Source organism: Sulfurimonas sediminis, assembly GCF_014905115.1.
In the GTDB taxonomy this organism is placed as follows: Bacteria; Campylobacterota; Campylobacteria; order Campylobacterales; family Sulfurimonadaceae; genus Sulfurimonas; species Sulfurimonas sediminis.
Window position 1 is genome coordinate 284,287 of sequence record NZ_CP041235.1, and the last position, 12,437, is coordinate 296,723.

Annotated in this window: 18 protein-coding genes; 8 read left to right on the plus strand and 10 right to left on the minus strand. The window is 39.2% G+C overall.

Annotated elements, in window-relative coordinates:
• Positions 1–21: 21 nt before the first annotated feature.
• The 5 genes from FJR45_RS01635 to selD are packed head-to-tail and all read right to left on the minus strand — an operon-like array spanning position 22 to position 3,803.
• On the minus strand, positions 22–447 hold the full coding sequence (locus FJR45_RS01635; RefSeq protein ID WP_193151061.1) for an Hsp20/alpha crystallin family protein: 426 nt from the start codon (positions 445–447) through the stop codon (positions 22–24).
• Positions 448–458: 11 nt separating this feature from the next.
• On the minus strand, positions 459–902 hold the full coding sequence (locus tag FJR45_RS01640) for an Hsp20/alpha crystallin family protein (RefSeq protein ID WP_193151062.1): 444 nt from the start codon (positions 900–902) through the stop codon (positions 459–461).
• 59 nt (positions 903–961) lie between these two features.
• A complete protein-coding gene (locus FJR45_RS01645) occupies positions 962–1,645 on the minus strand; it encodes a Crp/Fnr family transcriptional regulator (RefSeq protein ID WP_193151063.1) in 684 nt (227 codons plus the stop codon).
• Positions 1,646–1,665: 20 nt separating this feature from the next.
• Positions 1,666–2,766 (minus strand): tRNA 2-selenouridine(34) synthase MnmH, encoded by a 1,101-nt coding sequence (mnmH, locus tag FJR45_RS01650; protein ID WP_226966453.1) that lies wholly within the window; start codon positions 2,764–2,766, stop codon positions 1,666–1,668.
• 2 nt (positions 2,767–2,768) lie between these two features.
• Positions 2,769–3,803, minus strand: coding sequence for a selenide, water dikinase SelD (selD, locus tag FJR45_RS01655; RefSeq protein WP_264299337.1), 1,035 nt, complete (start codon positions 3,801–3,803; stop codon positions 2,769–2,771).
• 217 nt (positions 3,804–4,020) lie between these two features.
• Here selD and FJR45_RS01660 point away from each other — a divergent pair, with 217 nt between their 5' ends.
• Positions 4,021–4,464, plus strand: a complete 444-nt coding sequence (locus tag FJR45_RS01660) for an HAD family hydrolase (protein WP_193151065.1) — start codon at positions 4,021–4,023, stop codon at positions 4,462–4,464.
• Here FJR45_RS01660 and FJR45_RS01665 read toward each other — a convergent pair.
• The gene (locus tag FJR45_RS01665; RefSeq protein WP_193151066.1) at positions 4,454–5,083 is read right to left on the minus strand and encodes an NAD(P)H-dependent oxidoreductase; all 630 of its coding nucleotides are present in this window, start codon (positions 5,081–5,083) and stop codon (positions 4,454–4,456) included. The genes FJR45_RS01660 and FJR45_RS01665 overlap by 11 nt on opposite strands.
• 92 nt (positions 5,084–5,175) lie before the next feature.
• Here FJR45_RS01665 and FJR45_RS01670 point away from each other — a divergent pair, with 92 nt between their 5' ends.
• The 3 genes from FJR45_RS01670 to FJR45_RS01680 are packed head-to-tail and all read left to right on the plus strand — an operon-like array spanning position 5,176 to position 7,436.
• A complete protein-coding gene (locus tag FJR45_RS01670) occupies positions 5,176–5,520 on the plus strand; it encodes a hypothetical protein (RefSeq protein WP_193151067.1) in 345 nt (114 codons plus the stop codon).
• Positions 5,521–5,538: 18 nt separating this feature from the next.
• Positions 5,539–6,756 (plus strand): PAS domain-containing sensor histidine kinase, encoded by a 1,218-nt coding sequence (locus FJR45_RS01675; protein ID WP_193151068.1) that lies wholly within the window; start codon positions 5,539–5,541, stop codon positions 6,754–6,756.
• Positions 6,753–7,436, plus strand: a complete 684-nt coding sequence (locus tag FJR45_RS01680) for a response regulator transcription factor (RefSeq protein WP_193151069.1) — start codon at positions 6,753–6,755, stop codon at positions 7,434–7,436. The genes FJR45_RS01675 and FJR45_RS01680 overlap by 4 nt, the downstream gene beginning before the upstream one ends.
• Positions 7,437–7,443: 7 nt before the next feature.
• On the opposite strand, the gene FJR45_RS12510 is transcribed toward FJR45_RS01680, so the two are convergent.
• The 4 genes from FJR45_RS12510 to FJR45_RS01695 all read right to left on the minus strand — a co-directional run bounded on the left by FJR45_RS12510 (position 7,444) and on the right by FJR45_RS01695 (position 10,625).
• The gene (locus tag FJR45_RS12510; RefSeq protein WP_255613235.1) at positions 7,444–7,572 is read right to left on the minus strand and encodes a hypothetical protein; all 129 of its coding nucleotides are present in this window, start codon (positions 7,570–7,572) and stop codon (positions 7,444–7,446) included.
• Between the two features lie 131 nt (positions 7,573–7,703).
• Positions 7,704–8,405 carry an anaerobic ribonucleoside-triphosphate reductase activating protein gene (locus FJR45_RS01685; protein WP_193151070.1) on the minus strand — a complete coding sequence of 234 codons (702 nt, stop codon included), beginning with the start codon at positions 8,403–8,405 and terminating at the stop codon, positions 7,704–7,706.
• Positions 8,371–8,520, minus strand: coding sequence for an anaerobic ribonucleoside-triphosphate reductase (gene nrdD, locus FJR45_RS12515; protein WP_193151071.1), 150 nt, complete (start codon positions 8,518–8,520; stop codon positions 8,371–8,373). The genes FJR45_RS01685 and nrdD overlap by 35 nt, the downstream gene beginning before the upstream one ends.
• Positions 8,517–10,625: a ribonucleoside triphosphate reductase gene (locus tag FJR45_RS01695; protein ID WP_193151072.1), complete on the minus strand. Its 2,109-nt coding sequence runs from the start codon at positions 10,623–10,625 to the stop codon at positions 8,517–8,519. Before FJR45_RS01695 ends, nrdD begins: the two co-directional genes overlap by 4 nt.
• A gap of 275 nt (positions 10,626–10,900) precedes the next feature.
• On the opposite strand from FJR45_RS01695, the gene rpmJ reads away from it, so the two are divergent.
• From rpmJ to rpsD, 4 genes are read left to right on the plus strand one after another with little or no spacing between them, the layout of a single operon-like run.
• The gene (gene rpmJ, locus FJR45_RS01700) at positions 10,901–11,014 is read left to right on the plus strand and encodes a 50S ribosomal protein L36 (RefSeq protein WP_041675103.1); all 114 of its coding nucleotides are present in this window, start codon (positions 10,901–10,903) and stop codon (positions 11,012–11,014) included.
• A 2-nt stretch (positions 11,015–11,016) separates the two neighbouring features.
• The gene (gene rpsM, locus FJR45_RS01705) at positions 11,017–11,379 is read left to right on the plus strand and encodes a 30S ribosomal protein S13 (RefSeq protein WP_151901223.1); all 363 of its coding nucleotides are present in this window, start codon (positions 11,017–11,019) and stop codon (positions 11,377–11,379) included.
• Between the two features lie 11 nt (positions 11,380–11,390).
• Positions 11,391–11,783: a 30S ribosomal protein S11 gene (rpsK, locus tag FJR45_RS01710; RefSeq protein WP_151901222.1), complete on the plus strand. Its 393-nt coding sequence runs from the start codon at positions 11,391–11,393 to the stop codon at positions 11,781–11,783.
• An 11-nt stretch (positions 11,784–11,794) separates the two neighbouring features.
• Positions 11,795–12,421 (plus strand): 30S ribosomal protein S4, encoded by a 627-nt coding sequence (rpsD, locus tag FJR45_RS01715; RefSeq protein ID WP_151901221.1) that lies wholly within the window; start codon positions 11,795–11,797, stop codon positions 12,419–12,421.
• Positions 12,422–12,437 lie beyond the last annotated feature (16 nt).

Genomic DNA, 12,437 nt, shown 5'->3' on the forward strand with positions numbered 1-12,437 from the left:
TCCTTGTGTCAGCACCCATTGTTATTGGATGCTGATGTTTTTTGTCTTTTTGGATTCGAGTTTTTCAAGAGTCAGATAGAGTCTTCCGTCTTCAAATTTTGCCTGAATTTTATCTCTGTCTATATTGTCAGGCAGGATAAAACTTCTTGAGATGACGCCAAAATTTGATTCGCAAAGATAGTAATCATCCTCTTTGACCTCATTTTTAAATTTTCTGACCGCTGTCACAGTCAGATAGTCATCTTCGACTTTTAATTCTATATCTTCTTTTTTAACACCCGGTAAATCAACCTCGATTGTGAAGGTGTCATTACGATGTTTTGCAAGGTTTGCCAGAGGAAGGTGTGATGCTACATTGTGAAATGTATCTTTGACAACTTCCAAACCTTTTTCAACTTTCTCTTCCGCTTTTTCCACTAACTCTTTTGATGTTTGTATGATATCCATGATAATCCTCCTTACTCGATTTCAATTTTTTTCGTTGTGTCTTTTTCAACTTTTAATTTTGGTATAGTGATTTCAACCACGCCGTTTTCACCTGTAGCACGGATATTTTCACTGTCTACTTTTTCAGGGAGTGTAAAACTTCTTGAAAAAGTACCGTAGGCACTCTCTATTCTGTAGTAGTCCTCTTTTTCCTCTTCTTTTTTGACTTCTCTTTTGCCTTTGATGGTTAAAATGTTTTTATCTACACTGATTTCCACATCTTCTTTTTTTATACCAGGCAGGTCTAGCTCAATGTAATAGGCATCAGCTCCCTCTCTGGTATTGACAGCCGGTACAAAGTCAAAAACTTCTCTTGGCTCTTCGCTGTTTTGTGTTTCGAGTGCGTTAAAAAATTCATTAATTAAATCAAATTTTCTTGTATTTTGTATTGGGTTTCTATGTCTTGTCACTAACATGGTTCACTCCTTAAAATTTTTATTTAAGAAATGATAGTCAATTTTGAAAAAGTATTTTGCTACTTAAGTAGCATTTGGGAGGTTTTGTCCAAAAGTTTTTGAAGATTCTTTACTTTTATGTTGCGTCTGCTGCTTTCTATAATGTCGTCGGCTTTGAGCTGTTTGATGCTTCTCTCTATCACATGTCGGACCGTTCCGAGCAGTTTTGCTATTTCGCTGTTGGAGAGATTTTGCAGGAGTTGGTAGCGAAATCTGTGATTTGGGTTTAAATTTTCTACCAAGAGGTTCAAAAAGCGCTCTTTTGTATCATACAGGGCAAGTTCGGTTGCCAGTTCCTCTGTATATCGCATATGTGCAGCGAGATAGGGAAAGAATTTTTTGTTAAAAGTGGCATCATGTTCGAGCCAGTAGCGGACTCTCTCAATGGGAAGACGTAAAATATTGGAATCTTCGATAACCTCATAAATAACCTCATGAGGTTTGCCGTCAAGCAGGGAAATGACATCAAACATATCTCCGCGCTTATAGATAAAGAGGGTTTGCTCTTTGTTTGTCTGAAAGTTTATCTGATATGTTTTGACCCTGCCGTTAACGACTATATAGAAATATTTGAGCAGATCATCGGGATAAAAAGGGGAGGACCCTTTTTCATACTCAAAAGGTTTGGCATATCGGAAAAACTCTTCTTCAAAAGTTTTGTTTGTATTGTCCAAAAGTTCTAATTGTGTTGAATTGTTTTGCATGAGGAAATTGTATCATATTTTCATGACTGATGTTGTAAAAAGTGCAACACATCAATGGTATTTCCCTCAAAAACAACAGGCAAGGGACTTTTTTTGATTTGGTAGTCATACATCGGATCATAATATCTTTCAAGGAGCAGGGCAATCCACTCCAAATAGAATGTTTTTGCCTCTGCCTGGGTATCTTGGGAATAAGCTTTGTCAAAAAGTTGTGCAAGTTGTCTGTAAAGCTGGTTACCCAGACGTTTTTGGATTCTTTTGAGCCCTGATTGCACATTTTGTGCCCATTTTTTGGGACCTTCTTCTCCGTATTGTAATGCATACTCTTTGAGTGCGCCAAGAACATACTCCTCATAGGTTATGAGTGCGCGAACCTCAATCGGAGTCTGTAACAATACAAGCTCTCCCTGCATAAAATTGTCATATACGGGTTTTGGGATAAATGTTCTGCCGATATTATGGCTTTCATGCTCCAAAACAAGATGGGTAAAATTTTTATGATGAAACTGTATGAGTCTGTAGGCAAGATTGTTCTCAAAATCAATCTGTGAAGGCTGTGCATTGACAAAACTGCCAAAGGAAGAACCCCGATGATGCGCAACACCTTCAAGATCAATGGCATTTTGCAGTTTATTCAAAAGAATGGTTTTTCCCGAGCCTGTTCTGCCTCCCAAAATGAGGGTAGGTGTTATCGCACTGATGTCTTCACTCTGTTGCATCAAAAAATTGCGAAAAGCCTTGTACCCGCCTTTGAGCCGGGTAATATCAATATTGCTCTCTTTGAGCCACTCCTGTGCAATCCCTGAGCGTTGACCTCCCCTGAAACAGTAAAGCTTTGCCTCGGGATTTTTCTTGAGGTAGTCTTGCCAGAGGTGGACTCTTTTCTCTTTTCCCTCATTTTGAATAAGAGACTCGGCCAGCTTTATGGCTGCGCTATTTCCGGCCTCTTTGTACCGTATACCGACAAGTCTGCGTTCTTCATCATTAAGTATAGGCAGATTTGTGGCATTGATAAACTTCCCTTTTTCAAACTCAACAGGGGCGCGGACATCAAGAAGAGGTGTTTCATTGAGAACAATAGACAAAAAATCATCTGTTACATTTGTAATATTACCGGACAAAGTCAGACTACCTCTACAAGATGTTTGCTTGCTTTACATGTGAATCCGATTGGTTCGAGGCAAAGCCCTGCATTTTTTGTAAGTGCCAAAAAGGCTTCTTTGGTATCTTTTCTTACCACACACAGCAGTCCGCCGGAGGTTTGTGCGTCGCACAAAATGTTCTGCTGTTCTTGTGTCATCGGAGAGATTTTATTTCCGTAACTCTCAAAGTTTCTGCGTGTGCCTCCAGGAATACAGCCCATCTTTAAGTATTTTTTGACATTTTTGAGTGTCGGTACTTTGTCAAACTTTATAACGGCGCTGATATTGCTTCCCTCGCATATTTCGCTCAAGTGCCCAAGCAGACCGAAACCTGTGACATCGGTAAGCGCGGTTACGCCTTCTAATGCCGAAATTTCTGCGCCGATTTTGTTCAGGGTACACATGGCTTCTACGGCAATATCTATATCACCCTCGGCAATTTTTCCCTGTTTTTGTGCCGTTGTCAGTATGCCTATACCCAGCGGTTTTGTAAGGTAGAGTTCGCAATCAATTTCGGCAGTATCGTTACGTTTGAGATGTTCGTTTTTTGCTATTCCGGTGACCGCAAGTCCAAATATAGGCTCGGGAGAATCGATGCTGTGTCCGCCGGCAAGCGGAATACCCGCTTCTTCACAAACAGAGCGACCGCCGTCAATGACTTCGCGTGCCACATCCGCCTCAAGTTTGTCAATCGGCCAGCCGAAGATGGAAATTGCCATCAACGGTTTGCCGCCCATGGCATAAATATCACTGATGGCATTGGTGGCTGCTATGCGTCCGAAGGTAAAAGGATCATCAACGATAGGCATAAAAAAATCAGTCGTGCTTAAAACAGAAGTCCCGTTGCCCAAATCAAAGGCCGCTGCATCATCTTTTGAGGAATTGCCGACAAGCAAATTAGGGTAAGCAACAGTCTTTCTGGCAGTCGTTAAAATAGTGTCAAGCAGTTTTGGTGAAATTTTACAGCCGCAACCCGCCCCGTGACTGTATTGTGTAAGTTTTATATCTTTCATAATGTATAATATCCTAAATAAATTTTCATATACTAGTCCCCTTTGGCTAAAAGAGAGGTTAAGTAATTTTGACTTTAGTCTTTAAAGTCACAAAGCCCATAAAGTTAAGTATTTTATTTGGAACCGGTACTTTAGTGCCGGCTGAGAGTGGCAAGACTATTGCAACAGCCGGCACTAAAGTACCGGTTCCGAAAAAATAATACAAAAAATAAGGAAGCAAATGCAAAAGAACATAAAACATATTGTCCTGGATTATAACGGAACAATCGCAAAAGACGGTGTTTTAAAAGATGAGGTAAAAAAACTCCTGCCGCTTTTAGCACAGACATATACTCTACATGTAATCACCGCAGATACATTCGGCAGCGTACAAAATGAGCTCAAAGATTTTGACTTACATGTAAAGGTATTGCAAAGTGATAATCATACTGTGGAAAAAGAAGCCTATGTTTCAGCCTTACATGTAAAGGAATGTGCGGCTGTTGGTAACGGCAACAACGATATGAAAATGCTACAAAAAGCGCACATAGGAATCTGTGTGCTTGGTGATGAGGGCTGCAGTACAAAAAGTTTGCTCGCTTCAGATATAGTCTGTAAGTCTATCTCCGAAGCACTTGAACTGTTTTTGTATCCTAAAAGATTAGTAGCGACGCTTAGAGTATAAATTCTACCACTTCATCAAACGGCAGTCTGATTTTTTCGGGCTGAGGGTTGAGTCTGTAGCCAAAAGGAAGTACCATCGCGAGTTGAAACTTTTTTGTGTCCAGTTCAAGTATTTCTTCAACTTTTTCTTTTTCAAAACCTTCTATCGGGCAGGAGTCTATGCCTATATATGCAGCGCCAGTCATCATATTGGCAGCAGCTATATAGGTCTGTCTTGCACTCCAGCAGTAAATATTTTCATCGCTGCTGAGTGTTTTTTTCAAATGTTTTGCATAGAGGTCCATATACATATCAAGTGATTCCTGTGGCATATCACGTCTTGAAAATCTTTTTTTGACTTCACCTGATTCCGGTTTGAGACTCTCAATGCCGGCAAGAATAACAACGAGATGGGAACAGGACGTGATTTGCACCTGGTTCCAGCATGCCGGTCTGAGCTTGGCTTTTAACTCTTCATTGGTAATGACCAGAAACTTCCAGGCCTCCATACCGAAAGAGGAGGGTGATTTGCGTCCGCATTCGAGAATAAAGAGCATATCTTCCTCGCTTATTTTTTTTGTTTCATCAAAAATCTTACATGCGTGGCGAAAGTTCATCGCATCCATAAATTTGTTTTGCATTTTTTATCCTTATAATATGTCAATTTGCCATAAATTACGAGGCAATTTGGTTAAAGTTCTATAATAATAGCACAAAATTTTGGAGTAAAGTGATGATTTTAGGAAAATGTCCATATTGTGATGACGGAGAGATTGAGGTTCGTGACAAAGAGGTCCGTGGGAAAAAAGTAAAGCTCTATGCCTGCTCAAACGCCCACTGGCAGACAGAAGACGGAGAGATGTTTGAAGTGACGCCGGAGTCTACATGCAGCTTCAGAATCTGGCAGAATTCTTTGGCAAAATACGGCAAATGGCTGGGTTACAAGGAGGTCAGAGAACTTTTGAGTGAGGGTGAACTCGAAGTGGAACTGCTCAGTAAAAAATACGGCAAAAAGATTTACTATACAAAAAACATAATTTTGAATGAAGAGTATGGTGTAAGTGTACTTTGGGATTAGTTTGGCTAGAATTAAACTATGTTAGAACAGTATAAAGAAGCGATTGAAAAAAGCAATATTATCTCTAAAACCGATGTAGAGGGCATCATTACTTTTGTCAATGAGGAGTTTTGCAAAATTTCCGGCTATTCAAAAGAGGAGCTTATAGGAAAAAACCACAATATTGTCAGACATCCTGATGTTGCAACCTCTGTGTTTAAGAAACTGTGGGAGACAATCAAGGCAAAAAAAACATACAAGGCTACGGTCAAAAACAGAGCAAAAGACGGGACAACTTTTTATGTCAATACCACTGTCATTCCCATCCTTGACAAAGACAATAATATTGAAGAGTTTGTGGCGATTCGTTATGATGTTACAAAAGAGGTGTTTTACAAAAAGAGTCTCGAGCAAAAAGAAAAAGAGCTGCAGGAACTCAATGAAAACCTTGAAAAAAGGGTGCAGGAGAAGACACAGGAACTCAAAGAACTCAATGAAACACTTGAGCTTCGGGTGCAAGAAGAGATAGCCAAAAACGAACAAAAGCAAAAAGTGATGTTTTGGCAGTCACGGCTTGCAAGTCTGGGCGAAATGCTTGCAAACATAGCCCATCAATGGAGACAACCGCTCACAGAACTCAGTCTGACACTCTTTAGTCTAAAAAAAGCAGCGCTGAACAACGAGGAAGAGGAGGTGCAGAATCTGTATGATGAGAGCAAGGCGATTATACAGAATATGTCGACAACGATTGATGATTTTACCAACTTTTTCAAACCGACAAAGCAGAAACACTATTTCAAAATAGCAGACAGCATCAATGAATCATTAAATATTTTAGAAAAAATTATAATCAAAGAGATGATCAGTGTGCATACCGAGTTTGAAGATGTGGAAATTTTAGGCATTTCAAATGAACTGACACAGGTGATTATCAATCTTATCCAAAATTCAAAAGATGCTTTTTTACAGTCGTCTGTTTTGATCAAAGAGATATATATACGTGTAAAAAAAGAAAAAGATTTTGCACTTATAGAGTTTAGTGACAATGCCGGCGGTATCAAAGAAAAAGAGATATATAAAATTTTTGAACCCTATTTTACAACCAAGCACTCCTCCTCGGGTACAGGACTTGGGCTGTTTATGTCAAGAATGATTTGTGAACAGGGCTTAAACGGTTCCATAGATGTAAAATCCAAAAACGGTTCTACAACCTTCAGTATAAAAATCCCACTGCAAAACAAAGAGAAGAGAGCATGAGAAATAAATTTTTAAAAAGTCTGAAAGTTTTATTTGTTGAAGATGAAGAAAAGCTTTCACTGTTGCTGAAAAATGCTATCGGAGATCATTTTCACAGTTTTTTACTGGCAAAAGACGGCGATGAGGGCTTACATATATACAAGAAAGTTTTTCCAGATATTGTGATCACCGATATTATGATGCCAAACAAAAGCGGACTAGAAATGGCACAGGAGATCAAACGCATAAATCCACAGAGCAAAATTATAATACTGAGCGCTTTTAGTGATGTGGAAAAATTGTTGGGTGCGATAGATACCGGGGTAGTCAAGTACTTTATCAAACCTTTTGATCCGGATGAGGTTTTAGAGTATATTCTCTCGCTGGAAACAAGCATCGGTAAAAAGCTTTTAAATTTTTTGGACGGATTTGTATTTAATAAAACTACCAACAGTCTCTACAAAAACAACAGATATATCGCACTTTCAAAAAAGGAACTTCTGTTTTTACAGGCCTTAGTCAAAAACTATGAGGAGAACCGAGGTGTTTTGGAGTATGCAGCAATCAAAAGTATGATTTGGAAAGAAGAGGTCAGTGATGAAAGATTAAGAACATTTATAAGGCGCTTTAGAGAAAAAACCTCCAAAGAGTTCCTTATAAATGTAAAAGGACTGGGCTATCAGATAGCGTCTAGTCAATAGCCTCGGATTAATTCTGACCCGGATGGTATGGTCTTGCTATAGCCGGTTTTTTTACTTCTTTTTTGTCGTAGTGTACTGTGTCCTGTGCCTGTAGTGCAACCATTGCCAATGTAAATGTAAGTATAACTTTTGTCATGATATTTCCTTGTTAAGAGTATACAAATACTCAGTTTTTTTAAATAAGACAATTTTTGTCTGATTTAAATTTCACAGAATGATAACTTATAAACGGCAGTAAAAAATTGATTTACGTCAAGAAAAAGGAATTTATCTCCAAATTACAGGAAAATTGCTTTTTAAGAGAGATTTGTTGAAAGGTTTTGAAGGTTTTTGCACTCCGCCTACAGTGCTTTTTGCCTCGACAAACTCCTGAATATAATAGGCATTCGTGTAGCCCCTTGTCTTTAAATCTGACAGAATGCAGTTGATGTCATCTTCAGTGAGTAAATCGGTATGGAGTGTGGTTCTGACTTCAAAATCAATACCACTGCGGATAAGCAGGTCAAGTGTTTGGCTGAATTCATGAAATTTGCCGGAGTGTGTCACAGGTGTAAATTTATATTTCGGGGCTTTATAGTCCAGTGCGACATAATCAAGCAGATTTAGATCGAGGAGTTCCTTTACATGTAAAGGGTTTGTACCGTTGGTGTCAAGTTTGATTAAAAATCCGAGTTTTTTGATTGCTTTGCAAAAATCAGTGAGGGCATAGGAAGAGGCTTCTCCGCCTGAGAGGACGACAGCATCAAGCAAAGAGACTCTTGTCTGTAAAAACTTCAGCACATCTTCCATACTGTAGCTGCCTTCTTTTGCAAAGACTATCTCTTTGTTGTAGCAAAAATCACAGCGCATATTGCACCCGCCAAACCATACGATGCAGGCTAGATGATCAGGGTAGTCCAGATGGGTAAACTTTGTGATGTCATAAATGCATTTTTTACTCTTTAAACTGTTTGCGTTGTCTGTGTTCACCGGTTTTTCCTATGTTAAAACTTTCAACAGGTCGATGATAACCCATAACGCGTGTATATACTATACATTTTTGTCTCTGTTCTTTGACTAATTCTAAAATTTCATTTTTTTTCATGATGCTTCCTTTTGTTTATTTTCATATTCTTGTATCAGTGCTTCGTCACATTTTGGACAGTATTCGTGTTCTCCGGAGAGATAGCCGTGTTTTGGACAAATGGAAAACAGCGGTGTTACCGTAATATAGGGCAGTCTGAAATTTGTAATGACATTTCTGACCAGCCTGCGGCAGGCTTCGGTTGAGCTCAGACGCTCCTGCATGTAAAGGTGCAACACCGTTCCGCCCGTGTATTTCGTCTGCAGTTCATCCTGCAGGGTCAGTGCCTCAAAAGGGTCATCGGTAAGTCCTACAGGAATCTGTGAAGAGTTGGTATAGTAGATGTTTTCATCCATACCGGCCTGTATGATTTTGTCACCGTATCTTTTTTTGTCTTCTTTGGCAAAGCGGTAGGTTGTTCCCTCCGCCGGTGTGGCTTCAAGGTTGTAAAGATTGCCTGTTTCCTCCTGAAACTCGACCATTCTTTTTCTTATGTGGTCTAATATCTCAGTGGCAAAGTCAATGCCCTGTGTGGAACTGATGTCATAGGCACCTCCGGTAAAATTCAAAATCATTTCATTCATTCCGTTGACTCCGATGGTAGAAAAGTGGTTTCTAAACCCTGGCAGATATCTTTTAGTGTAGGGAAAAAGTCCCCTGTCATACATCTCCTGAATAAAAACACGCTTTTTCTCCAAAGTAGACTTTGCATACTCCATGAGTTCATCAAGACGCTGCAGGAGTGACTCCATATTGCCTTTGTGCAAAAAGCCCAGCCTTGCCATATTTATAGTGACAACCCCTATACTGCCTGTCATTTCCGCACTGCCAAAAAGACCACCGCCTCGTTTAAGCAATTCTCTTAAATCAAGCTGTAGTCTGCAGCACATACTTCTGACATGTCCCGGTTTGTAGGCTGCCTCATTGGCTATGAGTTCTCCGTTTTTGTCACGTTTGTATTGGCTCCCTATGAAATTTTGAAAGTAGGAGGAGCCAATTTTTGCCGTGTTTTCAAACAGCAAATCTGTATTTTCACCGTACCAGTCAAAATCTTCTGTAATATTGACGGTAGGTATAGGAAATGTAAAAGGCTGACCGGTTTTGTCTCCCTCTGTCATAACCTCATAGTAAGCTTTGTTGATGATGTGCATCTCTTTTTGAAAATGTTTATAGGTCATCTCTGTGAGGGATGAAACTCCCCTCTGCAGTGCTTTGAATCTTAACCCGGTATCTGAAATATTTTTAAAAAGATGCTCCTGCTTACATGTTGGAATCTGATCCTTCAAATCATCAGGAACATTCCAGTCTATAGTGATATTTGTAAAAGGTGATTGTCCCCATCGAGCGGGTACGTTTAGGTTATATATGAAACTGCGAATATTTTTTTTTACCTCCTTGTATGAAAGTTGATCTTTGAAAAGATAAGGCGCCAGATAGGTGTCAAAAGACGAAAAGGCCTGTGCGCCGGCCCATTCACTCTGCAAAATGCCTAAAAAGTTCGCCATCTGCCCAAGCGCTTCTCTGAAATGCTTTGGTGCATCACTCTCTACTCTTCCCCTTACTCCGTTAAATCCTTCATCCAGAAGAACCCTCAGACTCCAGCCGGCACAATAACCCGTCAAACAGTCCAAATCGTGTATGTGATAGTCCCCGTTTCTATGCGCATACCCCTCTTCTTTTGAGTAAATTTTGTCAAGCCAGTAGTTGGCAATCACTTTGCCTGCTGTATTGTTTACAAGACCGGCACTGGAGTAGCCTGTATTTGAGTTTGCTTTTATTCTCCAGTCACTTCCGCTGATATACTCTTCTATAGTCTGTGTCGAATGAATATAGGTAGTATCGTCTTCAATGGCTTTTTCTCTTTGAAGTTTATGAAGATGTCTGTAGAGTATAAAAGAGCGCATAACATCGAAATATTTTGCTTTGTACAGCTCTTTTTCTATAATGTCCTGTATATCTTCAACAGCAACAATCCGTTTTGCCTCAAGTCTTTGAATGACTTTGATATATACCGCTTCGTCAAAATCTACATTTTCACTTAAAAAAGCTTTTTTGATGGCATCTTCTATCTTGTAAGAGAAAAATTGTTTGTAGGAACCGTCTCGCTTTAAAATATATTCTACCATCTGTTGTTTTCCTTCTTAAGTGATATCGACAGTTTATAAAAACCGGCGTTAAAAATCACTAATAAAATTTGTCACTTTTGTGTCACCTCCTGTGCTCTTAATAATACTTTTACATTGTTTTGGATATAATTCCCATCCACTTTACTGTTTTAACAAAGCAAAGAGTATTTCTACCTATATGATTACATGTAGATAAAAGTATTGGCAAGCAACGTTATTACAAGTGTTATGCGCTTGCCTAAAGGCAGTAAAGATGTTACCACAGGAGACTTTCAATGAAAGTACGTGCTTCAGTAAAGAAGATGTGTGATGACTGTAAAGTTATCAAAAGAAGAGGTATTGTAAGAGTAATCTGCAAGAACCCTAAACATAAACAGAGACAAGGATAATCATGGCTCGTATTGCTGGTGTTGATTTACCTAAGAAAAAAAGAATAGAGTATGCATTAACATACGTCTATGGAATTGGTCTTCATACTGCCCGTCAAATATTGGACGCGACAGGAATTGACTACAACAAAAGAGTTTTCGAATTAAACGAAGAAGATGTAGCAGCTATAACAAAAGAGATCCGTGAAAACCATATGGTTGAGGGTGATTTGCGTAAAAAAGTTGCTATGGATATTAAAGCACTTATGGATTTAGGTTCATACAGAGGGCTTCGTCACCGTCGTGGTCTTCCATGCCGTGGTCAAAAAACTAAGACAAATGCGCGTACTCGTAAGGGTAAACGTAAAACTGTCGGCGCAGCGTAAGGAATTATAGTATGGCAAAAAGAAAAGCTGTTAGAAAAAAAGTAATAAAAAAGAATATATCACGTGGTATCATTCATATTGCGGCATCATTTAATAATACTCTTGTGACTATTACTGATGAAATGGGTAATATGATTGCTTGGAGTTCTGCTGGTTCTTTAGGATTTAAAGGTTCTAAAAAATCAACTCCGTTTGCTGCACAGGCTGCTGTTGAAGATGCAGTTGCAAAAGCACAGGTACATGGTATAAAAGAGCTTGGTATTAAAGTTCAAGGTCCTGGTTCTGGTCGTGAAACTGCAGTAAAAGCTGTTGGAGCTATCGAAGGAATCCGTGTTACATTTATGAAAGATGTTACACCATTACCACACAACGGTTGTCGCGCGCCTAAGCGTCGTAGAGTTTAAGGAGATTACTGATGGCAAGATATAGAGGTCCAGTAGAAAAAATCGAGAGAAGATTCGGAGTAAGCCTTAACCTAAAAGGTGAGCGTCGTTTGGCAGGAAAATCTGCTTTAGAGAAGCGTCCTTACGGTCCAGGTCAACATGGTCAGCGTCGTAAAAAAGTTTCTGAGTATGGTTTACAGCTTAATGAAAAGCAAAAAGCGAAATTTATGTATGGTATTTCTGAAAAGCAATTCCGTGCTTTATTCGTTGAAGCTAAGCGTCGTGATGGAAATACAGGTACAAACCTTATTACATTAATCGAGCAGAGATTAGACAATGTTGTGTACAGAATGGGATTTGCATCTACTCGTAGATTTGCACGTCAACTCGTAACACACGGTCATATTTTGGTAGATGGCAAAAAACTTGATATTCCTTCTTACCGTGTGAAACCGGGACAGAAGATTGAAGTAAAAGAAGCAAGTAAAAAGAACAATCAGATTGTTCGTGCTATTGAGCTTACAAACCAAACTGGTCTTGCTCCTTGGGTAGACATTGATGCTGAAAAAGTGTATGGTATCTTTACTCGTCTTCCAGAGCGTGAAGAAGTTGTTATTCCAGTTGAAGAACGTTTAATCGTTGAACTTTACTCGAAATAATAATTTAATATAAAAG